This is a genomic window from Paenibacillus sp. FSL F4-0122, assembly GCF_038002845.1.
In the GTDB taxonomy this organism is placed as follows: Bacteria; Bacillota; Bacilli; order Paenibacillales; family Paenibacillaceae; genus Paenibacillus_AQ; species Paenibacillus_AQ odorifer.
On sequence record NZ_JBBODI010000001.1, the window covers coordinates 2,272,397 to 2,298,713 of the forward strand.

At 45.2% G+C, this 26,317-nt stretch carries 26 protein-coding genes and 1 riboswitch; of the genes, 2 read left to right on the plus strand and 24 right to left on the minus strand.

Annotated elements, in window-relative coordinates; all coding sequences use genetic code 11:
- Positions 1 to 12: 12 nt before the first annotated feature.
- The 6 genes from MHH49_RS09670 to pth all read right to left on the minus strand — a co-directional run bounded on the left by MHH49_RS09670 (position 13) and on the right by pth (position 8,203).
- Positions 13 to 1,695, minus strand: coding sequence for a putative polysaccharide biosynthesis protein (locus MHH49_RS09670; protein WP_076099914.1), 1,683 nt, complete (start codon positions 1,693 to 1,695; stop codon positions 13 to 15).
- 147 nt (positions 1,696 to 1,842) lie between these two features.
- Positions 1,843 to 2,385 carry a stage V sporulation protein T gene (gene spoVT / locus MHH49_RS09675; protein WP_036678783.1) on the minus strand — a complete coding sequence of 181 codons (543 nt, stop codon included), beginning with the start codon at positions 2,383 to 2,385 and terminating at the stop codon, positions 1,843 to 1,845.
- 255 nt (positions 2,386 to 2,640) lie between these two features.
- Complete coding sequence (locus tag MHH49_RS09680; protein ID WP_036678785.1) at positions 2,641 to 3,681, minus strand: peptidylprolyl isomerase; 1,041 nt, start codon at positions 3,679 to 3,681, stop codon at positions 2,641 to 2,643.
- Complete coding sequence (mfd, locus tag MHH49_RS09685; RefSeq protein WP_038568019.1) at positions 3,668 to 7,192, minus strand: transcription-repair coupling factor; 3,525 nt, start codon at positions 7,190 to 7,192, stop codon at positions 3,668 to 3,670. The genes MHH49_RS09680 and mfd overlap by 14 nt, the downstream gene beginning before the upstream one ends.
- A gap of 131 nt (positions 7,193 to 7,323) precedes the next feature.
- Positions 7,324 to 7,554, minus strand: a complete 231-nt coding sequence (locus tag MHH49_RS09690) for an anti-sigma-F factor Fin family protein (RefSeq protein ID WP_036678789.1) — start codon at positions 7,552 to 7,554, stop codon at positions 7,324 to 7,326.
- A gap of 88 nt (positions 7,555 to 7,642) precedes the next feature.
- Positions 7,643 to 8,203 carry an aminoacyl-tRNA hydrolase gene (gene pth, locus MHH49_RS09695; protein ID WP_036678864.1) on the minus strand — a complete coding sequence of 187 codons (561 nt, stop codon included), beginning with the start codon at positions 8,201 to 8,203 and terminating at the stop codon, positions 7,643 to 7,645.
- 125 nt (positions 8,204 to 8,328) lie between these two features.
- On the opposite strand from pth, the gene MHH49_RS09700 reads away from it, so the two are divergent.
- Positions 8,329 to 8,529: a hypothetical protein gene (locus MHH49_RS09700; RefSeq protein ID WP_036678792.1), complete on the plus strand. Its 201-nt coding sequence runs from the start codon at positions 8,329 to 8,331 to the stop codon at positions 8,527 to 8,529.
- Positions 8,530 to 8,617: 88 nt separating this feature from the next.
- On the opposite strand, the gene MHH49_RS09705 is transcribed toward MHH49_RS09700, so the two are convergent.
- The 13 genes from MHH49_RS09705 to MHH49_RS09765 form a co-directional block, all read right to left on the minus strand.
- The gene (locus MHH49_RS09705; protein ID WP_036678796.1) at positions 8,618 to 9,571 is read right to left on the minus strand and encodes a ribose-phosphate diphosphokinase; all 954 of its coding nucleotides are present in this window, start codon (positions 9,569 to 9,571) and stop codon (positions 8,618 to 8,620) included.
- Between the two features lie 87 nt (positions 9,572 to 9,658).
- Positions 9,659 to 11,059 carry a bifunctional UDP-N-acetylglucosamine diphosphorylase/glucosamine-1-phosphate N-acetyltransferase GlmU gene (gene glmU / locus MHH49_RS09710; protein ID WP_036678799.1) on the minus strand — a complete coding sequence of 467 codons (1,401 nt, stop codon included), beginning with the start codon at positions 11,057 to 11,059 and terminating at the stop codon, positions 9,659 to 9,661.
- Between the two features lie 272 nt (positions 11,060 to 11,331).
- Positions 11,332 to 11,619 (minus strand): septation regulator SpoVG, encoded by a 288-nt coding sequence (spoVG, locus tag MHH49_RS09715; RefSeq protein ID WP_020425826.1) that lies wholly within the window; start codon positions 11,617 to 11,619, stop codon positions 11,332 to 11,334.
- Between the two features lie 209 nt (positions 11,620 to 11,828).
- Positions 11,829 to 12,656 (minus strand): pur operon repressor, encoded by an 828-nt coding sequence (gene purR, locus MHH49_RS09720; protein WP_036678807.1) that lies wholly within the window; start codon positions 12,654 to 12,656, stop codon positions 11,829 to 11,831.
- Between the two features lie 75 nt (positions 12,657 to 12,731).
- On the minus strand, positions 12,732 to 13,586 hold the full coding sequence (ispE, locus tag MHH49_RS09725) for a 4-(cytidine 5'-diphospho)-2-C-methyl-D-erythritol kinase (protein ID WP_036678809.1): 855 nt from the start codon (positions 13,584 to 13,586) through the stop codon (positions 12,732 to 12,734).
- Positions 13,587 to 13,726: 140 nt separating this feature from the next.
- The gene (locus MHH49_RS09730) at positions 13,727 to 13,903 is read right to left on the minus strand and encodes a small, acid-soluble spore protein, alpha/beta type (protein ID WP_036678812.1); all 177 of its coding nucleotides are present in this window, start codon (positions 13,901 to 13,903) and stop codon (positions 13,727 to 13,729) included.
- A gap of 143 nt (positions 13,904 to 14,046) precedes the next feature.
- Positions 14,047 to 14,322 carry a biofilm formation stimulator Veg gene (gene veg / locus MHH49_RS09735; protein WP_019914493.1) on the minus strand — a complete coding sequence of 92 codons (276 nt, stop codon included), beginning with the start codon at positions 14,320 to 14,322 and terminating at the stop codon, positions 14,047 to 14,049.
- A 276-nt stretch (positions 14,323 to 14,598) separates the two neighbouring features.
- Positions 14,599 to 15,501 (minus strand): sporulation peptidase YabG, encoded by a 903-nt coding sequence (gene yabG, locus MHH49_RS09740; RefSeq protein WP_036678813.1) that lies wholly within the window; start codon positions 15,499 to 15,501, stop codon positions 14,599 to 14,601.
- 165 nt (positions 15,502 to 15,666) lie between these two features.
- Positions 15,667 to 16,551 carry a 16S rRNA (adenine(1518)-N(6)/adenine(1519)-N(6))-dimethyltransferase RsmA gene (gene rsmA, locus MHH49_RS09745; protein WP_076317138.1) on the minus strand — a complete coding sequence of 295 codons (885 nt, stop codon included), beginning with the start codon at positions 16,549 to 16,551 and terminating at the stop codon, positions 15,667 to 15,669.
- Positions 16,548 to 17,099, minus strand: coding sequence for a ribonuclease M5 (rnmV, locus tag MHH49_RS09750; protein ID WP_036678817.1), 552 nt, complete (start codon positions 17,097 to 17,099; stop codon positions 16,548 to 16,550). The genes rsmA and rnmV overlap by 4 nt, the downstream gene beginning before the upstream one ends.
- 175 nt (positions 17,100 to 17,274) lie before the next feature.
- Complete coding sequence (locus tag MHH49_RS09755) at positions 17,275 to 18,441, minus strand: 3D domain-containing protein (protein WP_036678820.1); 1,167 nt, start codon at positions 18,439 to 18,441, stop codon at positions 17,275 to 17,277.
- A gap of 285 nt (positions 18,442 to 18,726) precedes the next feature.
- A riboswitch (cyclic di-AMP (ydaO/yuaA leader) is annotated at positions 18,727 to 18,956 on the minus strand.
- Between the two features lie 198 nt (positions 18,957 to 19,154).
- Entirely contained in the window at positions 19,155 to 19,925 is a 771-nt protein-coding gene (locus MHH49_RS09760) for a TatD family hydrolase (protein ID WP_036678823.1), read from the minus strand.
- A gap of 51 nt (positions 19,926 to 19,976) precedes the next feature.
- Positions 19,977 to 21,260 (minus strand): HD domain-containing protein, encoded by a 1,284-nt coding sequence (locus MHH49_RS09765; protein ID WP_038568006.1) that lies wholly within the window; start codon positions 21,258 to 21,260, stop codon positions 19,977 to 19,979.
- Between the two features lie 295 nt (positions 21,261 to 21,555).
- Between MHH49_RS09765 and MHH49_RS09770 the strand changes: the two genes are divergently transcribed.
- Positions 21,556 to 21,810 carry an AbrB/MazE/SpoVT family DNA-binding domain-containing protein gene (locus tag MHH49_RS09770; protein ID WP_036678829.1) on the plus strand — a complete coding sequence of 85 codons (255 nt, stop codon included), beginning with the start codon at positions 21,556 to 21,558 and terminating at the stop codon, positions 21,808 to 21,810.
- 405 nt (positions 21,811 to 22,215) lie between these two features.
- Here MHH49_RS09770 and rsmI read toward each other — a convergent pair whose 3' ends face one another.
- From rsmI to holB, 5 genes are all read right to left on the minus strand, one after another.
- The gene (gene rsmI, locus MHH49_RS09775; protein ID WP_038568004.1) at positions 22,216 to 23,127 is read right to left on the minus strand and encodes a 16S rRNA (cytidine(1402)-2'-O)-methyltransferase; all 912 of its coding nucleotides are present in this window, start codon (positions 23,125 to 23,127) and stop codon (positions 22,216 to 22,218) included.
- Positions 23,124 to 23,897 (minus strand): tRNA1(Val) (adenine(37)-N6)-methyltransferase, encoded by a 774-nt coding sequence (locus MHH49_RS09780; protein WP_036678833.1) that lies wholly within the window; start codon positions 23,895 to 23,897, stop codon positions 23,124 to 23,126. The genes rsmI and MHH49_RS09780 overlap by 4 nt, the downstream gene beginning before the upstream one ends.
- 109 nt (positions 23,898 to 24,006) lie before the next feature.
- Entirely contained in the window at positions 24,007 to 24,372 is a 366-nt protein-coding gene (gene yabA / locus MHH49_RS09785; protein ID WP_036678835.1) for a DNA replication initiation control protein YabA, read from the minus strand.
- Positions 24,373 to 24,402: 30 nt separating this feature from the next.
- Positions 24,403 to 25,203 carry a PSP1 domain-containing protein gene (locus MHH49_RS09790; RefSeq protein WP_036678838.1) on the minus strand — a complete coding sequence of 267 codons (801 nt, stop codon included), beginning with the start codon at positions 25,201 to 25,203 and terminating at the stop codon, positions 24,403 to 24,405.
- A gap of 139 nt (positions 25,204 to 25,342) precedes the next feature.
- Positions 25,343 to 26,317, minus strand: coding sequence for a DNA polymerase III subunit delta' (gene holB, locus MHH49_RS09795; RefSeq protein WP_076099912.1), 975 nt, complete (start codon positions 26,315 to 26,317; stop codon positions 25,343 to 25,345).

The following is a 26,317-nucleotide window of genomic DNA, read 5'->3' on the forward strand; positions in this document are numbered from 1 at the left end:
TAAGCGAGTTAATTATGGAAATAACCACAGCTTTTTGAACTTGTCCGCCAGAGACGGGCCGATGCCCGGAAGCTGGCGAAGTTCGCTTTCGCTGAGCAGCCGCAGCACCACCGCGCCTACGGCAAAGATAACGCAGCCTGCGAGCACCCCAAGCAGGCTCTGCGCCAAGCTGGCGGTGCGTCCGCCGCCGATGCCAGCGGCCGTAGCCGCGGCGCCAGTGCCCCAGCTGGCAGCTGCGGCGGCAAGAGCCAGGCCCGCTGTGAGCAGCGCGGGCCGTGCCAGGGCATCTGCGAGGCGAAGCCGCAGATGGCCCTGGCGGTACAGCAGCAGCACGTTAAGCGCTGCTGCGAACGAATGCGCAGCCACGCCAGCGATGGCCGCGCCGGTAATGCCCTGCTGCGGAACCAGCAGCAGGTTCAGGGCCGCCTTGAGCAGCGCGGCGGCCAAAAGGTGCAGGGCCGGGGCGCGCACGTAGCCGAGGCCCTGCAGGAGCGCAGCAGAGATGATGCTGACTGTACCGCCCACAGCGGTAAAAGCCAGCCAAGTCATTGTGCTGCTGCCAGCGGTATCGCCGTAAAGAGCCATATTAATCGGCTCAGCAAGCACTGCAAGGCCCGCTGAGGCCGCTAGACCTAACAGCCAGAACCAACGCAGCGACAAGCTGCAGCGGGTCTCAATCAGCTTCATATCTCCCTTGTACTTCGCTTCCGCCAAAGCGGGAATGAACACAACAGACAGTGAGGTGGCAATCATCGTTATAATCTGCACAAGTGGCAAACCCCGATTGTACACACCAAACTGGGCCATCGCAGCTACTTCACTTCCGTCAGACGACAGCAGTCGAGGCACAGTGAATACATCTACAAGACCGATAAGAGGCATAGCCAGTGCACCTAGCATTACGGGAATTCCATAAGCCAGCAGTGTACCTGCTTTAATGCCCATGAACCCTTGCTTGGAACCTAGTCCATGTCCTGCATCCAGCGCTCTTACACGCTGACTTTCGACAGCAGCAGCTACTTCAGCAGCAGCTTCCTGTTTTACCCTCCGGCGGTGACGTCTCAAGTACAGCAGCATAATTACAAGCCCTGCGGCTCCCCCTCCGGCAGAACCAAGCAGCGCGCCAGCAGCGATGCTCTCAGCTCCTGCTCCCTGCGAAGTGAGATATAAAAGAAGAACAATCATCACTGTAACCCGTACAGACTGCTCTACAATCTGTGACACGGCAGTAGGAACCATATTATGCAGCCCCTGAAAATACCCGCGTATGGCCGACATGACAGGGACAACTGCCAAACCCCAGGCGCTTGTCCGCAAGGCAGGCATTACATGTGAGTTACCTACCCATTCGGCAATGATGGGTGCACCTGCATAGGTGATGGCGCCGATAATCAAGCCGCTGATGCCTGTAATTAGCGCGGATAATAGTAGAATCCGCCGGCCTTCTTCATCGCGTCTCCCAGCCGAAGCTTCGGCGACAAATTTGGAGATCGCCGCAGGCAGACCTAGCATAGCTACCGTTAACAGCATTGTATACAAGGGATACACTGTGTTGTATATACCAAATACAGCATCTCCGCCTAGATTTTGCAGCGGAATTTTTTGGAGTGTGCCAATAAGCTTTGAGATAATGGCCGCGGCACTAAGAATAAATGCGCCTTGCAGCAATCGTGATGTTTGTGTATTGGATTTCATATAATACCTGCTTCTACAACTTTGATGGGATGAATTTCTATATTATAACTTATGTATGCCCACAAGTAGAAACGGTTTGTGTAAACAACAAAACCCCGTTTGCCCTTTGTATATCTTACCAAAAGGAAACCGGGGTCTAAATTAAGATTACTGCTCCATTTGTTTGCCCAGGAAAGCGGCAGCCGTTTCGGCCATTTTTATTTCCATTTGCGCCATCTTCGCCGAATCATCCTTGCTCACCATCACTACACAACCAATAGGATCTCCACCGGAAATGATCGGTGAGGCTACATATGAGGACACCAAATCCGGATGATCTTTAGCGATTTCATAACTGCCTTCATTGGTTTCTAACACAGTCTTACGGCTGTCCATGACTTTCTCCAACAGCACTCCCACCTGTTTCTCCAAATAATCTTTTTTGGAGCCGCCTGCAAGGGCAATGAAGGTGTCACGATCAGCAATCATCGTAATGTGCCCAGTACCTTCGAACAATGACTCCGCGTACTCTTTTGCAAAGTCACCCAACTCACCAATCGGAGAATATTTCTTGAGAATGACTTCACCGTCCCGATCGACGAATATTTCCAGTGGGTCTCCTTCTCTAATACGAAGAGTACGTCTAATTTCTTTGGGAATAACCACGCGTCCGAGGTCATCAATACGGCGAACAATTCCAGTAGCTTTCATTTCACATGTGCCCCGCTTTCTTAAGAAGTATGGTCTTACTACTGTCCATTATGGGAAAGGATAATCCCAGTGATTTATCGTAATATCTGACCATAGTATTCATCTCTTCCCAGATCCTTATACATAAGCTGACATGTATTAATATCTGCATCAAGATAAAGGTAGTTCTACAACCGTTTCTGCGAAATAAAAAGCCATCTTCACTTTAAGTGAAGATGGCTTTTCTAAGGTAAGCTTGTCCATATTTACCGATGTTTATTCAGCGGCATCTGTAGCACTTGGGGATGCGCTTGGAGCTGTAGTGGCTTCTGTTCCACTATTTGTTCCGGTTTCATCTGCGGAAGCAGAGCTTTTTGGCAGATTGATGTTCTCAATAATGCCTTCCAGATCCTTTTCCATGAACGTTTCTAGGTTCTTGGATACAATTGAGCTCTTAATGCCTTCTTTTTGCTCATCCGTTAACTGGTCGAAAGTCTTGTCTGTACGGGACTCCACCTTGATGATATGGTAACCGTAAGAAGTTTCTACAGGATCACTGATGGTATTTAGAGGCAAGGTCTGTGCAGCCTTCTTAAATTCATCCACATAAGTGCCTACAGCTTTATCTTTATATTCTCCGCCTGCCTCTTTAGAGCCAGTATCGTCAGAATATTCCTTAGCGATGGCTGCGAAATCAGCACCGCCATCCAGCTTCGCCTTAACTTCTTTCGCTATTTTAAGCGCTTCTTCGCTGGTACGCTCTTTGTTGTCTGCATCTGTCAGACCAATTAGCACATGACGCAGTGTGGCAACCGTAAAGTCGCCTTTAGTCGCTTCGAATTCTTTGACAACTTGATCATCAGTCACTTTAAGCAGCATATCCTGATAAACTGACAGCACACGCTCCATATAAGTACGAATATCTTTCTCTGTAACGTCAGCATCTTTCAGTGTCTTCTTATAGGTATCGCCCAATTGTTCCTTAATGCTTGCAATTTGAGTATCGGCTTCTTTCTCCGCTTGCTTTTTCGCTTCATCCGTTGCTTGGGAAGCCAAATATTCAAAGCCCACTTCTTGCTTCAGAATGGACTCCTTAAACGCATCAATCTCTAAATATTGCGCTTGTTGTGGAGATAGGAATTTCATGATTTTTTGATCCATTGCAAATTCCTTTTGTGTAATCGTTCCACCTTTATAAGTGGCTACAGCTTGATTATCATCAGCACTATTTCCACATGCTGCTAGCATAGAAAAGGAAACTGCCGCTGCCAATGAAACGAGCAGCACTTTCCATGATTTTGTTTTATTTAACGACATTGTGTAGTTCTCCCTTCGATTTAAAAGACTGTTTAGCTTCCTTAAGAAACTGTTCAAGCAAGTCAAGCAGCTGTTTATCACTTAAATCTTTCGATTTGACCCGGATACTGGCTTTCGCATCCCTATCAAATTGTACACGTCTTTCGAAGCTATTTCCAACTTTGGCGAGTTTCGCTGTGTCTAAAGCGCCGAGACTTCCCTCATAGAAATTCAAGGTAACATCATCTCCGCGTCTAATCATGGAATCAATGCCATACATTTTTCCATACACTTTCAAACGAGCAACCGATAGTAGATTCACCACGGCTTCAGGTAACTCACCGAACCGATCCAAGAGCTCATCTTCAAGCTCGGAAGCATCATCGAAGGAGGTTACTGCCGCAACTTTTTTATAAATTTCAATTTTTTGGATACTGTCGTAAATATACTCTGACGGCAGATACGCGTCAATCGACAAATCAATGACTGTATTGCCTTCTTTCAGGGATGTATCTTCCTCCCCAAGCACAGTAACCTTACGCTTACGAATTTCCTCCGCCAGCATTTGTGAGTACAGATCAAACCCCACGGATGCGATAAAGCCATGCTGCTCTGCACCCAGCAAGTTGCCTGCACCGCGAATAGACAGATCTCGCATCGCTATTTTGAAACCAGAGCCCAGCTCCGTAAATTCCTTAATAGACTGCAGACGTTTCTCTGCAACCTCTGTCAGAACCTTGTCCCGTTGATACGTGAAATAAGCGTAAGCGATCCGATTGGACCGGCCTACACGTCCACGCAGCTGATAGAGCTGAGACAAGCCCATTTTATCCGCATCATGCACAATAAGTGTATTAACGTTCGGAATATCTACGCCCGTCTCAATAATACTTGTGCTGACGAGCACATCGTATTCTCCGTCAAGGAAATCGAGAATGGTCTTCTCCAGCTCAGATTCCGACATTTGACCATGTCCGATGCCAACTCTAGCCTCAGGAACAAGCATAGAGATTTGAGCAGCCATTTCTTGAATGCCCTGCACACGATTATAGAGATAATAGACTTGACCACCGCGGGCTAATTCCCGCTCTACAGCTTCCCGCGTAAGGGTCTGGCTATGCTCCACTACATACGTCTGTACAGGGAATCTGTTCTCTGGCGGGGTCTCAATGACAGACAAATCCCGCACTCCGAGCATCGACATATGTAGCGTACGAGGAATTGGAGTTGCAGTCAGCGTAAGAACGTCTACATTCGTTTTCAGTTTTTTCAGCTTTTCTTTATGAGTTACGCCGAAACGCTGTTCTTCATCCACAATTAATAGCCCCAGATCCTTGAATACAAGGTCCTGAGATAACAGACGATGTGTACCGATAACTACGTCGACAGTTCCTGCCCTAACGCCTTTAATCGTCTCGTTCTGCTCTTTACGGCTGCGGAAACGACTTAAGACCTGAATATTAAGCGGGTAATTAGCGAAACGTTCGCGGAAGGTCTCATAATGCTGTTGAGCCAAAATCGTTGTCGGGACTAGCACCGCCACCTGTTTACCTTCAATCGCTGATTTAAAAGCCGCCCGAATAGCCACTTCAGTCTTACCATATCCAACATCACCGCAAAGCAATCGGTCCATTGGCCGGTTTTGTTCCATATCCTTCTTAATCTCTTCGATAGCCCGAAGCTGATCTCGGGTCTCTTCGTAAGGGAACATTTCTTCAAATTCATGCTGTTCCTGTGTATCCTTTTCAAAACCATATCCTGCGGCACTTTGGCGCTCAGCATATAGCTTTATCAAATCATCAGCAATATTCTGAACGGAGGAACGAACCTTATTGGTCACTCGTGTCCATTCATTGCCGCCTAGCTTATATACTTTCGGCTCTTTATCTTCGGAACCGACATATTTCTGAATCAGGTCAATCTGCTCAATCGGAACCGAGAGCTTATCGCCGCCAGCATACAGAATATGCATGTAATCACGGTGAATACCGCTGACCTCAAGCGTGCCGATTCCCATATATTTTCCGATACCATGGTTCTGGTGGACGACATAATCACCGATTTTCAGCTCTGTGTAACTCTTGATCCGTTCAGCATTATCTATTCCTTTGGAAATCTTCCGTGCCTTCCGCTGCTTCTGAGAGAACATTTCCCCCTCAGTTATAACTGCTAGATGAATAGAGGGCAGCTCAAAACCAGAACCCAGATTTCCTTGTACAATCATCGGCTCGTTAATGCCGTAATCATAAAGAACTCTGCGCACTCGTTCAATCCGTTCCTCACTGCTCGCAAGCATCATTACCTTAACACCGGACTTCTGCCAACGCTCCATCTCCGATTTCAGCACATTCATCTGGCCATGGAAATCCTGCATTCCACGACTGATAAATCCAAGAATGTTCTGAGGCTGAATATGCGGAACCTGACGTAAAAAGATTGACATAAACAGACTTTGGAACGGGCGCTGATACATAACAACATCCGTATCGACAGAGAGATCTAGATCCGGTAAAGATTTGCCGTTTTGCAGCAAATGCAGGTTCCATTCCGATTCATCTCTTTCAAGCTGTCTCGCCGTTTCGAGCAGTCTTGTCGGCTCATCTAGAATAAGAATGGTATCCTGGGCCATGTAATCAAATAAATGAGAGCGTTCAGGATATAAAAGACTGATATATTTATAGATCTCCGGGAAATAAGTACCTTCCCGCAGCATTTCCAGCTCACGGCCAATCTCTTCCCGCAGTCTGAGCTTCGCCTGGCGATCCGCCATCTTCTCCAACTGTCGCTCCATCATAGCTGAGGCTTCAGCAGAAGCAGATTCCTGGCGTAATCTACTAGCTATAATCTCTTTAGCCGGTGTAATCTTCACACTACGTACCTTATCAATAGAACGCTGATCCACTGGATCAAAGGTTCTTATGGAGTCAACCTCATCATCAAATAACTCAACCCGATAAGCCAAAGGAGATGTCATTGGATAAAAATCAATTATTCCACCCCGTACGCTCAGTTCACCACGATTTTCAACCCGCTCTACTCTTTCATAGCCCATTTCGATCATGGACATCAAAAATTCATCCAGAGCAAGCGTTCCATCTTGGGAAACGGTGACTTGTGCCTCTGCCATAACCTCTGGGGCTGGCAGCAATCTACGCACTCCTGAGTAAGGAACTACAACAATACCACGGAAGCCCTGAGCACATTTGGTCAGCACATCTATACGCTGAGCCAGTGTCTCTGGGCTTGATACAGCCGCTTCTGCAGCCACTAGTTCATTGGCGGGATAGAGCAGAACCCGGTCAGGAGAAAGCGCTTCCTGCAAATCATCGGCCATCTTCTGGGCCGAAAACATATTATGAGTCACTACAAGTAAGGGACGAGTTGTCTCTTCATGTAATGCTGCAAGCATAATCTGTCTAGCAGAACCTGTAAGCCCCGAAATGAGCTGCTCTTTCATACCTGCAGCAACACCATGGGTGATAGACTGGAAATCGGGATCCTTGGAAAAAGCTTCTATAAGACCTTGTAACAACAGGCGCACCTCTCTTACTAAACAGGCTAACGGTGGCGTAGCCACCGTCACCTATTATGATTGGAATCGAAAAGAAGCCTCAGCTGTAACGCCAAGGCTTGCGGATGACGATAGAGACAGGCGCTTCCACCTTACTGAAGCGGACTTGTCAGCAGGCTAAGCTCCGGATTGTTCTCTAAAGCCTCCTTGCAATAGTCGCAAGTAACCTTTACCGTGATTTCACCTTCTGAATTATACGCTATTATATCTCTGCGCTCCGCAGGGGTCAAGGAATGAAGGCCCAACTGCATTTCTGTAACATCACTTCTATTAATACTGCCTAGAGATGTCTTACAGTGCCTACAAACATAGTTTATTGCCATCTATATGCCTCCTGAAGGTACTATATACCTTCAGTATGTCCGGGCAGCTTCATCTTTAGCCTTAAAAACAAACAACAGGGTTTACAGATTAACCATTGAACTTAGCCATCGTCTGCTCGAATGAATGCTGTAAGCTGTATTCCAGTGCATCACAAGTATTAAGGATCATTTGCTTAAGCGGATCGCTTTCCTTCTTTGGAAAAGTAGAAAGTACATAATCGACAATAGCAAAACCTGGCTCAGGACGAGAAATACCCATTCGTACCCGATTGAAATTCTGTGTTCCTACATGCTGGATGATGGATTTAATTCCATTATGTCCACCAGCGCTTCCTTGATAACGCAAACGGATTTTTCCGATTTCTGTATCCAAATCATCATAAACGACGATCATATCTTCTAGTTGAACTTTGTAATAATCCATATAAGCGCGAACGGCCTCACCGGACAAGTTCATAAAGGTCATGGGCTTAATCAATACGGTTTTGACGCCACCAATGACCCCTTCACCGATGACGGATTTACATTTGCTCTGGTTGAAGGCAATTCCGTTCTGGGCGGCAAGCTCATCCAAAGCCATAAAGCCAACATTATGCCTTGTTTTCGCGTACTGTGTTCCGGGATTTCCCAATCCGACAATCCATTTCATTATCGAACCTTTCCTTTCCATTCGGGCTCTCCGGCAAGAGGAGTCCGTTTTTGGTACAATAGATCTAATCTACATATCTCTGTGCAACCAGAGCGAAATTATACTCCGAAGACAGGTGATAACCCATGCCGCACAAAGGCGAATTATTGACACATCAACGCCATTTTCAGTACCACATCCAATATGCTGTGCCCGTGGAAATATATAAGGGCGACGTGCATATTGATATCGGTGTATTAACAGCGGTAGACGAAGCTTTCGTGGAGCTACAAGGGACACTCTATAACCGCAGTTTATTCACCTTTGTCTCCCGCCCCGGATATTGAATCCAGTAGTTCTACCTGTAGCACGCCGATAAGGGTTACATCTCCGAGAACGGAGGTGTAACCCTTTTGTACTATTCATTCGTTATATTTATTCAATCTCGAACAATTTACTAATCGACAACTCTTCATGAACGCGGATAATTGCCTCACCCATAAGTGGAGCCACGGACAACACCTTGAGCTTAGAGGTTGGATTCGCGCTGCGAATTGGAATGGTATCCGTCACGATAATTTCTTTGATTGGAGAATTCTCCAGACGCTCGTGTGCAGGACCAGACAATACTGGGTGTGTACAGCATGCGTATACTTCCTTCACGCCGCCTTCCATCAAAGCATTAGCACCAAGTACGATAGTTCCAGCGGTATCGATGATATCATCAATCAGGATGGCTGTTTTGCCTTCGATATTACCGATGATGTTCATAACTTCGCTGACGTTAGGTTCTGGACGACGCTTGTCTATAATAGCCAGCGGAGCGTTTAGGAAATCAGCAAGCTTTCTTGCACGTACTACACCGCCATGATCCGGCGATACGACAACTGGGTTCTCGATTTGTTTGGAACGGAAATACTGAGCCAGAATCGGTACACCAAGCAAATGATCCACTGGAATATCGAAGAATCCTTGAATCTGCATGGCATGAAGATCCATCGTAATTACACGGTGAGCGCCAGCCTTTTCAATTAGATTGGCTACCAGCTTAGCGGTAATGGGGTCACGGGAACGGGCTTTACGATCTTGACGGGCATATCCGTAGTAAGGGATAACCACGTTGATGCTTTTTGCAGAGGCACGTTTAAGCGCATCTACCATAACCAAAAGCTCCATCAGGTTATCATTTACAGGGCCACAAGTGGATTGAACAATATAAACATGACATCCCCGAACGCTTTCTGACAGCTTGACCTGAATTTCTCCATCGCTGAAACTTGTGGTGTGTGATTCACCCATCGGAATCCCGATGTAATCAGCAATTTGACTAGCTAGCTTAGGATTGGAGTTACAGGTGAAAATCTTTAACTTGGAATCACAATAAGTCATAAAATATAAACCCTCCGTGACGGAATTTAGCTTTCCAAAGGCGCCGGCGCGGAAATATAAGTCCGTCCGGCGCTTCTTAGCAACGCTTTACGATGGACTCGAGTGGTCTTTCTTCGCTTTAGCACGGGAACGGATCTTCTCTGCATATCCCGGTTTGTTCTCTTGTCTTACTCTAGCTACAGCCAGATCGTTCTCGGAAACGGAACGTGTAATTGTCGAACCTGCTACAACAAAAGCCCCTTTGCCCACAGTAACTGGAGCAATAAGGTTAACATTACTGCCAATAAAGGCATCGTCTGCGATTGTTGTCTTGAATTTATTATACCCGTCGTAGTTAACGGTAATCGCACCGCACCCGACGTTTACATTCTTACCTACAGATGCGTCGCCGACATAACTAAGATGTGACACTTTTGAACCGTCACCAATAGTAGCATTCTTGATCTCGACGAAATCTCCAACCTTAACTTCTTCTCCAAGCACAGAGCCTGGACGCAAATAGGCAAAAGGCCCAACGGTTGTCCGTGCGCCGACTTGAGCTTGATTCAATACGGACTGCTTAATCGTTGCATCATCCATAATCTGACAGTCTTCGATTTCACTAGCCGGTCCGATCACACAATTGTCCCCGATTACAGTCTTCCCTTTCAGGATGGTTCCTGGATAAAGCGTAGTATCTGATCCGATAACTACATCTGCTCCGATATAAGTGGAGGCTGGATCAATGATGGTCACACCGCCCAGCATGTGTTTACGATTAATACGTTGACGCATAAAGGCTTCCGCTTCGGACAAAGCTAAACGATCATTAACGCCGATAGACTCAGCTGCGTCATGGGTCTGATATCCTAGTACGGTATCCCCTTGTGAACGAAGAATCCCAATCACATCAGTCAAATAATACTCCTGCTGGTTATTACTGTTCGTTACCTTCTCGAGTGCAGCAAATAATTTAGCATTATCAAAACAATAAGTGCCTGTATTGATTTCCTGAACCGCATCTTCTTCAGTAGTGCAATCCTTCTGCTCTACAATCTTCAGAACGCCGCCATCTTCACCACGAATAATTCTTCCGTAGCCTGTAGGCTTTTCCATAACTGCTGTCAATACGGTTGCAGCCGCATTACGCTGTTCATGAAGCGCCATGAGTCCTTCCAGGGTCTCCGTGGTTACGAGTGGTGTGTCTCCACAAATAACTATAGTTGTTCCTTCTTCGCCAGCAAGTAAATCCTTTGCTTGTTTGACAGCATGGCCAGTGCCGAGCTGAGTTTCCTGCAGAACGTATTCCGCTCCATCACCTACATAGGCCTTAACTTTCTCTGCGCCATGCCCAACAACAACAACGGTGCGCTGGCATCCGGTCGCTTTTACTGTATCAAGCACGTGCCCTACCATCGGCTTACCGCAAACGGGGTGCAGCACCTTATATAATTTAGATTTCATTCGCTTGCCTTGACCTGCGGCAAGTACTACAGCCATTCTTTTCAAGAATGCCAACCTCCTACTCTTGAACTCACTACTGAATATATCTCATTCCGGGCAAAAAGAAAAGAGAACCATGAAGTCATGGTTCTCTTTTCTATAAACCCCAAGTTAGAAAAGCATTTATCGCTGCCTTTCGAAGATGTCGTCAAATCCTTCACCAGCAATAGCTTTTCTTGCAAGATCAGGCTGCTAATTCATGAAGTGTATGTCGGTGTGATCTTATCAAAAACGGCGGATCCTACGCCACCCAAAAGGTAGCAGTCTTCCGAGGAAGCCTAAGCTCCCTCTTCAATAACTTCTTCTTCTTCCGTAGCGGCGCGATCGTACTCGGCCAGAACCGCGGATTGAATCTTCTCGCGTGTTCCCGAAGAGATCGGGTGCGCGATATCGCGGAATTCGCCGTCCGGTGTACGCTTGCTGGGCATTGCAACAAACATCCCATTATTGCCATCGATGACGCGAATGTCATGAACAACAAACTCGTTATCGATGGTAATGGATGCGATTGCTTTCATTCTCCCCTCAGAGTTAACGCGGCGGAGTCTGACATCCGTAATTTGCATGTGTGTGTTCACCACCTTTTTCCATCAGAGACTTGGTGTATAATTCCACACAGCAAAGCGAATTCCTTCTTTTTCATTCCATAAAATACCTAAAAAAGAAATATATTTTTTGGGATATGTTGTTTTCGACATACATCGAGTAGTTTACTTAATATTCCTTACGTTTTCGACAATTTCCACGCTTTTTGAAAATGTAAGAGAATGGCTAATCAAGAGGAAAAGTAGTTGCCCGGATGCGCCGAAATTCTCCGCTCTTTGGAGTCTACTTCACTTAGTTTTACCAAAGACACGTAATCGTGCAACAGACGCTCTTCCGTCTCTACAGCGCCTGATTCCACTAAAACGCCTACCCCAGCAACCTCGGCATTAAATTCACCGAGCAGATCGACCATACCACGTACAGTCCCTCCCGCCTTCATGAAGTCATCTACGATAAGTACTCGCGATTTCTCCTTGAGTGCCCGTCTGGAGAGAGACATTGTGTGTATGCTTTTATGAGATCCTGATACGTAGTTAATACTTACTGCTGATCCCTCTGTAACCTGATGGTCACGTCGCACAAGCACTACCGGCAAGCCTAGCTGTGCTGCTGTTGCATAGGCTAGTGGAATGCCTTTCGTTTCAACGGTCATCACCACATCGATTTCCGATCCGTAAAAGGCCGTTGCGATGATCTTACCCGCCTGTTCCATCAAAGACGGCAACCCAAGTAGATCCGACATATACAAATAACCGCCAGGCAATATCCGGTCAGTCTGCTCTAGCTGCACACATAAGCGCTGCACAAAGGTTAGCGCCATATCTTTAGGCATAACTGGGATATAACGAACTCCACCCGCTGCACCAGCTAAAGTCTGCAGCTCTCCGATGCCTTCACCTTCAAATACTTCTTTTATGATTGCCAAATCTTCACTGATGGAGGACTTAGCCGCTCCATAGCGATCGGCAAATATAGACAGCGGCAGTAGTTCATGCGGCCGCTCAAGTAAAAACTGAGTCATGTCTACCAAACGTTGGCTTCTTTTTAATTTCTTCACGGAATGCTCCTCGCCAAAACCGAATATTTTAGAAAAATATATCACTTTTGTACGGGTTTATACAAGAGAAGCAGACTAATTCAGTGATCTCACTGCGTAGACTTCCTTGCAGAACCCTCGCAGTCCGTTGTAAATCCTTGCTACTTTAGACTGCTTGGACACTAAACCGAATACGGTAGGTCCGCTGCCTGACATCAACACCCCATCTGCTCCGAGCTTTATCATCGCTTCCTTGAGCTGCTGAACCTCTGGATGCAGCCTTAGGGTAACATCTTCAAGCACGTTGCCTAGATGGTTGCATACGCCCCCAAAGTCTCCTGCTTCAATCGCTTGCTGCATCTTTCGAGCAGAAGGATGCACAGCTATATTATTGCTCCGAACGCGTCCATACACTTCTGCAGTCGATACATTGATCGGTGGTTTCGCCAACACAACCCAACATTGTGGCGGGTTGTTGATTGGCGTCAGCTTTTCACCTCGTCCTGTAGCTAAGGCTGTGCCGCCTGTGACGCAGAAAGGCACATCTGAACCCAGCTCAGCGCCAAGCTCCTGTAGCTCCTGCGCAGGAATACCGAGACGCCACAGACGGTTTAGACCGCGTAGCGTAGCTGCGGCATCACTGCTGCCGCCAGCTAGGCCAGCCGCAACCGGAATTCTTTTATCCAGATGGATATGTACACCACTCTTCACGTTATAACGGTCTTTAATAAGCCTTGCCGCCTGGAAAGCTAAATTTTTCTCGTCCAGGGGAATATAACCAGCCTGACTTGATATTATAATAGTATCCCTTGGCAGCTCAGACAGCTCTAAGCGGTCTGCTAGATCTACCATGGTCATAATCATTTCCACCTCATGAAAACCGTCAGCACGTTTGTGCAGCACATCCAGCATCAAATTAATTTTAGCTGGTGCCTTTTCATACATTTTCAAGGCGTTCACCCACCTTCAGCTTTTCCCGTAAAAACAACTTAACATATTATATGAGAAACTTCTAATGAAGTCCAATAATAAAAGGGTGTCGCCTTTTAGACGCACCCTTTTTCAGTAATATTCACTTTATAGCCTAAAATTTAAGATTTCCGCGCGGCCTGTTCAGCAAGCTGTATCGCTTTTTTCACCATGTTGCCAGCGTCTTGAGTTGTAATTCCACCCCAGCCCTCACGTTCTACGGTTTCATAAAAACCCAGCTCCTTGGCTAACTCTGTCTTCAGTTCCTCCGACATCATGCCTCGTTTTCTGCGGCTCATTACGGAATTCCTCCCTTATGAAAATAAATGATTAACCCGTTGCCCAATTAGTATGCTTGCTTAGAACACGGATCATGCACCAAATATTTGTCCCAAAAAACGCAAACAAAAAACAGCCTCCAAAGGAGACTGTTCGTGAAACATTAAGCTTTAATATACATAATCCGCATCTGCCCATCGTCTTCACAAACTGTGATTTCCACAGATTCAGTAAGTATATCGGCATAGCTATAGGAGACTCGCTTAAAAGTTTGCTGCTCCTGATCCAGTTTGACAATAAATACAGAAGGGTACGTTTCTTCCAGGACACCTGTGCGTTCAACGGTTTTACGACGACCTCCGTTTGCACGCAATGTGATCTTATGACCGACGTGAGCTTCAAGACTGCGTTTGATTTCCAACAGCGCGTTATTAGCCATTACCTGACGACCACCTCTTTTCTTGTCCATTATACAACTTTTTCAGGACAATGTCAAAGCAAATAAATAATTAATTATAGTTGATGCATATTTCGTTGTCAACGGAATTTTTTTGCGAGAAATCAGCGCCGGACTAATATCCTTGTTATCTGTAATATAGGCATCACAAAGAAAAAAAGAAAGGGTTAAGCTCAGCGCTCACCCTTTCTTTCGGATATTCTATTCAGCCCATTCAAATTACCTATATTCCTGAAACCATAGACCTATCTCTGCCGCTTAAATGGCTGATGGTGTCACTTTTAGCGCCGACAGATTCTGCAGCCGCGGCATTCCGATACGGAAGCTGCCACGGGTCTCAACACCACCAATACCCTGATTACCGCTGATGGTATTATTCAGAACATCACTAAGATTTACAGTATCCCTGATGGAAGTAAAGGATGATTTTGCTGCTACATAAACGGGATCCAGAGCATGGATCAAAATTCGACCAGGTGAACTGGCAAAATTAGCCCCAGCTCCAAGTAATGCCTCGAAATGAGATTGGCAAGCACCGGCAACAATAGTCAACGCATCAAAATTCCGCTCATACTCCCTAGCTACCCTAATAGCAGCTATAAAGTTTTGCGAATTTTTGTAGCTATTCAGACTATATAGATCGTAAGTATGCTGTTGCTTCAGTACCCCATCATGACCAGTGATCACTACAATGTCTGGGCGTACACGGGGCAACAGCCGGTATAACGTATCAGCCATTGCAGATTCATGAACATGATGCCCTTCAGCGGGAATCCGCAGTTGCTCGTATAAGCTAAGGCTCTTATTCAAATATGCCGGATCGCCATCCAGATGCAGTACTTTACCCGGCACTTCAAAATAAGGAGCTTCCTTGGAGGGTGGAGCCCATGTCCCCTCTGTTAGGGTTCCCCCGCTCCGCTGACTTTGCTCCTGACGGTCCTTCCGCAGCTGTGTCAGTGATTCCTTCGCTTTGATCTGTGCTTGCTGTCCCCGTTCCGTTATTCGGGTAGGAGGCACTTGAACCAGGTCATCCAGAGGAGAATCCGCCAACAGGCGGAAATCTGTGCCTTTAATGACGGCTCTATCCTGCACGATATTATCTACACGAAATGTTAAATCACCGCCATAAGATTTGCGAACGACCAAGTCTCCTAAATTCATTACAACCACCACCTCTACCCCATCGTATGGGCAAAGGCCTCAGTTGGTTCATAACTCGCCATATTTTTAAAATATAAGAATGTATAATGCTCCACCAGAATAACATCCTTATATTTCTACGAGAAACGGTTGTCGTCCTTTAAGACAACAACCGTTTCTTATTGCTTATTCAATTCCAGCGGCTAGCAAAACACCGCTTAAGCGGGCGTATTCTTCAAGACTGAGTGTTTCTCCGCGACGGGTCGGTTCAATACCCGCTTCTGCGAGTAAAGCCTCCAGCTGCTCACGTCCTTGTTCAGGGAAGTAACGAGCCTTCAGATTGTTAGCAATCGTCTTGCGGCGCTGTGTGAAAGAAGCGTGAACCACTTCAAAGAAATGCTTCTCACTCTCCACCTTTACCGGAGGATGCTCTCTAACCTTCAGACGGATAACAGCAGACTCCACATTAGGTTGAGGGATGAATACCGTACGCGGCACGATACAGACGAGCTCAGGCTCGCTGTAGTACTGCACGGCAATGCTAAGACTTCCGTATTCCTTTCCACCTGGAGATGCAGCCATACGCTCCGCAACCTCCTTCTGAATCATTACAACGATGTTATCAAGGGGAAGCTTCTCTTCAAGCAGCTTCATCAGAATCGGAGTAGTCACATAATAAGGCAGGTTAGCAACCACACTGACCTTGCTCACAGTGGTGAAATCTTCCTTGAACATTTCCTGCAAGTTCACATTGAGGACATCATCGTTACGAACCTTAACATGGGGATAAGGGGAAAGTACGTCTTTTAATATTGGAATCAGTCTACGGTCTATCTCTACGGCAGTTACAGCACCGGCTGTTAGTGCCAGACGCTCCGTCAGCGCTCCAATTCCCGGCCCGATCTCCAGCGCCCCAGAATCGCTATCTAGTCCAGCAGCGTCTACAATCTTGTCCAAAATATTTTGATCAATCAAAAAATTCTGTCCCAGGCTTTTCTTAAACTTGAATCCATAACGTTGAATAATCTCTTTGGTCCGTTTTGGAGTCGAAATTTCCTCTCTACCACTCATGAAGTAATGCCTCCCTGATCAATTTGGGCGAGAGCCCCGGCAAATTCCTCCCGCGTAATCCCAAACATCGCCAGCCGCTTGTACAGCTGTTTGCCGTTACAATATCCGATTCCAAGCAAATTACCAAGCGCCATACGTCTTTCAGCAGCCCGAGGGTGTACAAGCATTCCAGCGGCCATAAGGTCATCAATACCAATCAAAGCAGGTGCTCCTTCAAAAGAGGTATGTACATTACGCAGCGCATGACGAATCGCCTCTGGCGATGCATTCTCTACACCGATATCCCCTTTTCGAGTTGCGTCCTTCTCCGGAATAAAAGCATGCTTGCAGCCCGGCACCTTCGCTGAAACGATTTTACGAATTCGCTCCCCGGCATGGTCCGGGTCCGTAAGAATAATAACCCCTCTGCGTTCCATAGCTAGCGCAATCTTCGCAATTACAGTCCGGTTTACAGCAGAGCCGCCTGTCTCAATCGTATCTGCTTCCACAGCACGCTTAATGGCTACGGTATCGCTTTTGCCTTCAACGACGATTAATTCCTTAATCATATTTCTTGACTCCTTCCAAAAAAAGCAAAAAGAAGAGGATTCGCTCCTCTTCTTTTGGTTAAAGAATGTATAAGTGATGAGCGGTTGCTCTGCGATCAACGAAATGATCATCCAGCGTTCCTTACGGTTATCATCACTATAGCTTATCAAAGGATTTTTTGCAAAAGCTTCAGTTCTAGTTAAGCTCTGGTTTCACAGGTCCAATCACATATACGGTACGTGATTTACGGCCGAAATTACGAGCATGGCTCAGGGAATCATAATAGACATCCACTTTATTGCCTTTAATGGCACCGCCAGTATCCTCTGCACGGCGGAATCCAAGCCCATCGATATAAACCCACCAGCCAATAGGAATTACATTCGGATCTACTGCAATTGTACGACCTTCCGTTACGCGTGTTCCGGAGGCAGTTTTAGTACCTATTCCTGGCTCTTCTGACGAATAAGCTGTCATGGAGACGTTCTTAATCATCTTCTTGTACTCAAAGTCTACGCCAGCCTTGCTTGTGACGTTCTTAGTCTTAGCGCTAACTTTAGTCGTTTTGGAGGTAGTGCTTGATTTGGAAGTTGTTGTAGCTTTAGCAACTACAGTAGGCTTAGGAAGTGCTTTAGTACCAACGGCAATGATCTTATCTTTTGTTACCGTTTGTACTTCCTTGCCGATCATGCGCATAGAGGCCAGTTCTCCGTCTTGATAGATCTTTTCAATATGCTGAACCATGACGCCTGGTTTGCCTGCCTGTGCCACTCTAACTGTTCCCACAGTAAGGGAGGGATCTGCTGTCTTAATAACACGGAAAGGTAAGTTAGTTGTTCGCTGTACCGTTTGCTTGTTGATACGAACGATCTTAATCTCCATGTCAGCAGAGATGGTGGTGTCTAACGAAGGAAAAATCTTATCATAGCCTTCTAGGTTGATACCCAGTTTGTCAATCGCCTGACCGATAGTGTCTTCGGTCGTATATAACGTTTTTGTTGCTCCGTCCGCAGTAAGGCTAAATTTCTGCGCACGATTGATAACGACACGGTCACCGTCTTTTATTTCATCACTCAGACCTAAAGATAATTCATCATGCGGCTGCAGCGAAATTTGCTCTTTCTCCAACACATCACCAAGAAGTGCTTCTCGCGTTTCAAGTGTCTGTGTTTGCCCGTCTATTACTAAAACAAATTGTTTGTTACTTTGACCGTGTACGTACAGCAGAATTAACAGCGCGATTGCGATTGAAATCACACCTGCAAGTAAAAGTACGCGAGTATTTACTTGCTCCCACCGTAATGCGAAAGACCTGCTGGATGACTGCGAATCATGGGATACCTCTGGTTGGAATAAGCCCATTCTCTCCATCCTCCTTACATAGCCTCGTCGTCAATTTGTATATCATGAGGACTGAATTTCTTTGACGAAACTATTTGAGATTGTCACAGGATACGCACGTATTAACTTAGCGTCTCCTGCTCATGGATCGCCTGCTCGGCACAGCTACTCCCACACCTGTTATATAACAGTATGCGGGCAACATTCAGTTTATTCAAAAATAAAGAAGCCTAAAAAGAGTTCTCTTGAGGACTCTTTCGTGGCTTCTCCGATGTCAGAATACGCGGGAATGTTTGTGCACGAGGTTGCCTCTCTTACTTGCGCTTACGGGGTTAGCTGTCGGGTTCGGACGAAAGAGAGACGCCCTATTTCAGGTCACCCGCTCACGGCGGTTGCCCTTAAATTCACCCCAAAGACCACGTGAAGAAATCAAATATTGTTCTGCGGCAATTCCTAGTCGTATTCAAGATACAGGCATGCGGCAGTTCAATATTGGTTCCCCCGTTCTCCATACGGAGACTCAGCGAGACGATCCATGAATCAATGGCTGTCACAATAACAACAGCTCACATCACTGAAAAGATGATATCCTGTTTTGATGCATGTTGTAAAGGACGATTCAACCACGTTTAAGCAAATATATGGTTAAAATATTGTAATAATCAGCCGTTTTTATATTAAAAAAGTTTAATATATCGGCTATTCTCTATTTTTCACCCGTTTTACTCCTGTTTTCAGACAATCCCAAATCGTTCCAGTGCGTTCGCATACGTAATTTTAGCCAATTCTTCCCATGTTAACCCTTTAATTTCAGCCGCAGCCTCTGCTACTAACTTCACATGAGCACTCTCATTTCGCTTGCCACGGAAGGGGTGTGGAGTCAAATATGGAGCGTCTGTTTCGATCAATAATCGGTCCAATGGCGTCTGTGCAAGCACCTCTTTAGGCACTCTGGCATTTTTGAACGTTATCGGTCCTCCAAATGACAAATGAAATCCAAGGTCTAGACACATTTTTGCTGTTTCCCAGCTGCCTGAGAACGAATGCATCACGCCACCAATTTCATTTGCTTTTTCCTCCCGTAAAATCCGTACAACATCTTCATGAGCATCACGGTCATGTATACAGATTGGCATTTTTAGTTCACGGGCTAGTCCGATTTGTTTGCGGAAGACCTCCTGCTGCACATCCTTGGGAGAGGTATCCCAATAATAATCCAATCCAATCTCTCCGATGGCCACCACTTTTTCATGGCTGCAAAGAGAGGCGATCCAATCGAGGTCCCCCTCTTTCATATCAATCGCATCCTGTGGATGCCAGCCCACCGCTGCATAAATATAATCATAAGATTCAGCCAGCTTCATCGTTGAAGGGATCGTTTCCCGATTAAATCCAATATTGATCATCTTGCTAACTCCGGCCTCTACTGCACGAGCAATAACTTCCTCGCGATCCTCGTCGAATTGAGGCGCATCTAGATGTGTATGTGTGTCGAACAGATACATTTTAAAGCTCACTCCTTGTTGTTTTTATCAATAGTTCCATAAATATTTGTATTATTTTGCAAAAATCTCTGCTACAGAAGAGGGCAAGCGTGTAAGGGCTTTTTTCAGCTTATCCTGTGGGAAATATAGATGATATCTGCCACGATGAATTCCGCTTATTGAGCGCACAATATCCGATACCTCTGAAATTTCCCGCAATTGCTCATTCCGATCAAGCAGTAAAATTTGATTATTGTCGAAGGCTGCTCCTGGACGGAACACATCATAAGGCAAATCTGTCGGATAATCAATCTCTAGGTCATATTCTGGGTTAAGTCCCACTCCCGCAAAACTGCTGCGGATTTCCGTAATCATATCTGTATCCAAATTCTCGATCTCTACATATTTATACAGTTTACGATGAATAAAACGGGTACACAAGTCGCTTAATAACTCATCTTCTTCAAGTGTCCATTGCATAAAAGCAGTCTGTACCAGTGCCTCATCAAGCATTAAATATTGCTTCACTGTTACTTCTCCTCGAAAGAGATCTTCCAGCGGAGCGATCATAAAGCGAAATTTGTACCCCTCTTGGAACAATTCTTTAGCTCTACGGAAGATTTGACGCAAAATAATTTCAGAGCTGCGCGTCACCGGATGAAAATATACCTGCCAGTACATTTGATAACGTGACATTAAATAATCTTCAATGGCATGCATACCTGATTCTTTTACTACAATCCGCCCATTATAAGGACGAAGCATTCTCAAAATCCGATCAATGTCGATGGTTCCATAGTTTACACCTGTATAGTACGCATCACGCAGCAAATAATCCATACGATCAGCATCCAGCGGACTGGAAACCAAATTGACAACAATTTCATGCTCATAAGTCTTAGAGATAACTGAAGCTACTTTACGAGGAAAATCTTCCTCCACATCACGCAATATTTCGGTAATCTCCGTGTCCTCCAAAATAATCCGGCAGGTCCAATCCTCATGGTTCATTTCAAAAGCTTCTTCTATAGAATGGGAAAATGGGCCATGCCCTAAATCATGCAGCAAAGCCGCACACAAAGTAAGCAAACTTTCTTCCGGAATCCAATCCTTATACCCGCTGCGCTCAAATTGCGAAATGATTCTTCGTGTAATTTCATATACTCCTAAAGAATGAGAAAATCGACTATGCTCTGCACCATGAAAAGTGAGATATGAGGTACCTAACTGGCGAATCCGGCGTAAACGCTGAAATTCTTTTGTATTAATTAGTCGCCAAATAATCGTATCCTGTACATGAATATAATTATGAACGGGATCCTTGAAAACCTTTTCTTCCGTGAGCGGCTGCTTCATGAGATCAACTCCTTCTAATAATTTAATATGATTTTAACTAATATCAGTATATAATAAGTAATTATGTCGTACTTTGTCGAAAAGTATCATTTTTGGTCTTGGTAAATCGACAAAATGCTTTCAGGGTAATTCTTAATTTTTATAGGGACATTCAAAGTTCTTATGGAAATTTTCTTATTCAGCCTATGAAAAAAGGTTGACTGATTTGGGAATCGTTGGTATTATAAGTATCATAAAACAGTGAACAATGTCGAATAATGACGTTTTTGGAACATTGAGAGGAGTAACGATTGTTATGATGAAATCAACAGGAATTGTAAGAAAAGTAGACGAACTTGGACGGGTTGTTATTCCTATTGAATTACGCCGTACACTTGGCATTGGCGAAAAGGACGCACTGGAAATTTACGTTGATGGCGAACGGATTATGCTTAAAAAGTATGAGCCTGCCTGCATTTTCTGTGGCAACGCTGAGAACGTAACTTACTTTAAAGGAAAAATAGTTTGTCATGAATGCATTTCTTCCATCCCTACCCCTGTGACAAACTAAATTAAATAGTATATAATAGAACTAATCAAATTGTTAATTCTAACCTTTTCATATCTCCTTGACCTCCCGTGACCGCGGGAGGTATTTTTTATGTCTGGGTTTGCCCTCCCTAAGGGCAATGTACTTCAAGACGGAACCAGTAATACTTAGTTGTATTTCTTACAGTTATTTTAAATGATTTTTACCATTAAACGAATTAATTGTATTTTGTACACTTATATTCCCTATATCTCCGTGAAATCAATCATTTCCACCTTTATAACTGTATGAAGTACAACTAAACGAACAAATACATAAAAAAATTCAAAAATAACTGTACAAAGTACATTTAACCCACAGATAAATCATTCAAGCTCGGGCCGTTTCCAAGAACCCTTAGTTATTCTAAGAGTTCGTCTACAACACTTACTCTTCTGCTCTATCAAGCAACGCATTATAAATATCCCGTTTGGCTACACCCCGGTCTGATGCCGCTTTTTTCATAGCCTCTTTACGTGGCACATCCTGTGCTTCGTAATGAGCTACATGTTCTTCAATGCTTAACTGACGCCACCACGCCGATTCTGCGATTTCAGCATCTTCCTTGCTCTCCCCTTCTACGACAATAACATATTCGCCTAGCGGAGGATGTTCAGCAAGCCAAAGTGTACATTCCTCAATCGAACCGCGTAGAAACTCCTCATATCTTTTCGTTAATTCACGTGCCAACACAATCTGGCGATTGCCGAATGCTTCTTGAAGATGAGCAAGTGTCTTAACTACGCGATGGGGAGATTCGTAGAACAACAAAGTTCCTTGAGCCGAACGAAGTGGACTTAATACTGCTCGGATGTCCTTACGCTCTCGGGGAAGAAAGCCGATAAAAGTGAACGTATTTGTAGATAGACCAGAAGCGATCAAAGCTGACAACGCTGCGTTAGCTCCAGGGATAGGAATCACCGGAATTCCATGACTTATAGCAAGGGCTACAAGATCCGCTCCAGGGTCAGAAATCGCTGGTAAACCGGCATCGCTGACGAGTGCCAAATTTTTTCCTTCTATTATATAGCGTACAAGCTCAGGTCCACTGGCGGCCTTATTATGCTCATGATAACTAAACAACATCGAAGGTGAAATCTCAAAGTGGCTGAGTAATTTCCGGGTCTGTCTCGTATCTTCCGCGGCAATAATATCACATTCCTGTAAAGTGCGGACTGCACGATAGGTCATATCCTCCAGATTACCGATAGGTGTAGCCACCAGAAAAAGCGACCCTGTTGTCTCCTGAGTACTGGTATTGGTCTTGTTTTGAAAACTGCTTTGGCATGATATCGTCATGATTTACCCTCTTTAGCACCATAGTAGATGTCCATAATCTCTGGACAGTATTGATTGTCCTCATTATATACGATGAGCGGTGGTTGTAAACGAACCTCAGGCTTTCCATCACGTGCAGCTTCGATTAATACCATATTAGCCTCTAGATGGGCACGTGGATGTACAAACCGAATAATCTTTGGCTCGAGTCTATATTGTCTCATAAGACTGATAATATCAACCAACCGTTGTGGTTTATGAACCATACTTACCTTTCCGCCCGTCCGAACCAATCGCACACAAGCCTGAATAACCTCCTCCAGAGTACAGCCTATCTCATGACGAGCCATAGCCTGATGGTTGTTCAGCTTCAGATCACTGCCATTAAGCGGCATATAAGGAGGGTTCACCGTTATTGCATCATACACACCATGTCCTGCGGTAGTATATAACTCGCGTAAATCACCTTCATGAATTACAACCTGATCCTGAAGGCCATTGAGAGCCACACTACGACGAGCCATATCAGCTAAACGAGGTTGTATTTCAATACCTTCTATAGAAGCTTTTGTCCGGGTAGTCATTAAAATCGGTATTACACCATTTCCCGTACAAAGATCGAGGACTCTTCCACGTGGCGGAACACTGGCGAAACGAGCAAGCAATACAGCATCCATAGAAAAGCTAAATACTTCATCACTTTGAATAATGCGCAGGTCATGCGTTAGTAAATCATCCACCCGCTCCGTCGGTAACAAGGGGACAGATATATCATTAAAAGAATTCGTCATGTAATAATCTCCTAAAGGTTTTGTTGAAAAAAACTTGCTTCAAATGCATATGCCTATTGGCCAAAATTCAAAAAAAACCGTAGGATTAATCTCCTACGGCTGGATATCCTCATTTATTAAGAAAAGAAAGACAGAACAGACAGTCACCTTCCGTGCGTAAATGTCCAAAATAAACATTACAGATGTGAAAGCCTTCGTGGTAAAGTCGAGCCAAGTTGTCATAACCTTCCCCGACAACCTCTTCTGTTCCCTCTCCGGTAGCTAAAAGAGCTTCCGCCTCCGCAGAATCTACGGTAGGATCCAAAGGTGCATCCCGCTTTAAAATTTTGCGAAGCTGTTCATTCTCCAGAGTTAACCTCTGGTTAGCTTCCATCAGTTCTTTTACCGTCTGTTTCCATTCTCCAAGATTGGCGCGCATCGTTTCCATCTGCGCTTCCATATCCTGCATGTGTGCAAATATATTTTTCTTCTCCAAGTTTCCACCCCGAAAGTAACCTTATATGGTTTACTTGACGACAACATCATCCATTGGAAGTTCCTTAACTTTGCCCACTTCAAACAACTGTACATGAACCGTACGGTTTCCGGCATTGATTCCTACTACTTTGCCATCCCCCAATGAGGTCACGACAATCTTGCCGACCGCTGGCATTTCTTCCTTTACACTCTCATAATTGTCATGCTCAAATTTCAAACAACACATCAGACGTCCACAAAGTCCGGAAATCTTGGTCGGATTAAGTGAAAGGTTCTGATCCTTGGCCATTTTTATGGATACGGGTTCAAAATCCCCTAACCAAGAGGAGCAGCAAAGCACTCGTCCACAAGGTCCAAGTCCACCTAGCATCTTTGCTTCATCACGTACCCCAATTTGCCGAAGCTCAATGCGGGTCCGAAAAATACTTGCCAGATCCTTAACCAATTCTCTAAAATCAACGCGTCCTTCGGCCGTAAAGTAAAATATAATCTTATTACGGTCAAAAGTAAACTCTACATCTACGAGCTTCATTTTGAGACCGTGGTCGCGTATTTTATTTAAACAGGTGGTAAAAGCCTCCTTAGCGGCGCTTTTGTTCTCCTCAACTACGCGTGCGTCGGTTTCTCCGGCAATACGCATCACTTTTTTGAGGGGTAGTACAACATCGGACTCCTCCACCTCTTTTTTGCCTACGACAACCTTACCGTATTCCACCCCACGTGCTGTCTCAACAATAACACATTGATCTCGTTCAATCGGAAAATCAAGTGGATCAAAATAATATATTTTACCCGCTTTTTTAAAACGGACACCTACTACGCTGTACAAAAATTAACCCCCTTGTTTGCCGGTAAAAGGAACCTATGGGCATGTCCGCTCCCTGATGATCCATGCTTGTCCTTCCTCGTCTGTTAAAACGATACTTCCAGGTAAAGCGACATCCGGAGGATATATCATTGCTAATCCTTTAACTTTCCAGTCGGATTAAGAACTGCTCCAGACACAACTGGGCATTGGCATTGGAACGCAGCTTCTTAGTACTCTCTGCTGCATATCCCATATAAGCCACCCATTGTTCCGCACTGCGCCCACGGGCATGCCTGGAAATAAAGTCTAACTGATCTATAAAAACGATACTTTCATGCTTGCGGTACAGGAAGTAGAGCATATCTTTAAACCATAGATGGAACATGCTGAAAAGGATATCCAAATGTTCAGCGAGCCCAGTCTTGAACAGCTTCTGCCCGGCAGTTGCTACCGTGGAGCTGCCCTTGCTTAAGGACTCCTTAGCTAATTGTAACACTAGATTTCTCATTTCTGCAAACCAATTCTGTTCCAAAAGTTCCCTGCAACCATCAAGTCCCGAACTAAGTGATACTGCACATCGAGCTAAGGGGATCGGCACACCCTCACTTGCTAGCGCTTGAAGCATAATATCCGGATTTAACGGACTAAATGGAATCCGCTGAGTCCGTGACTGAATCGTCGGCAATAAAGAACGACTATTATCAGATATTAGGATTCCTACTGCCGGAGCTGGCGGTTCTTCCAGAAACTTCAACAAACTATTGGCAGCTTGTACCGTCATTTTGTCTGCCCCATCTATAATATAAACCTTTGGATTCACACCCTCAGATCGATAGGAAAAGACACGCTGCAGCTCACGGATCTGATCTATTTTTATGCTTGCACCGTCGGGCTGCAGCAATGACAAATCAGGATGGTTTCCATGCTCAACCTTTCGGCACTCTAGACATTCGCCACAGGCGTCATCCTTGCTTTCAGTGCAAAAAATTGCTTGGGCAAACATCAGCGCCGTCTTCATTTGTCCACTGCCTGCTGGTCCTGTAAATAAATAAGCATGGCTCACAGCGTCCTTGCGCAAGGCATTTTGGAGTAGCCGTTTAGCATGCTCCTGGCCTACTATATCATGAAAAGGCAT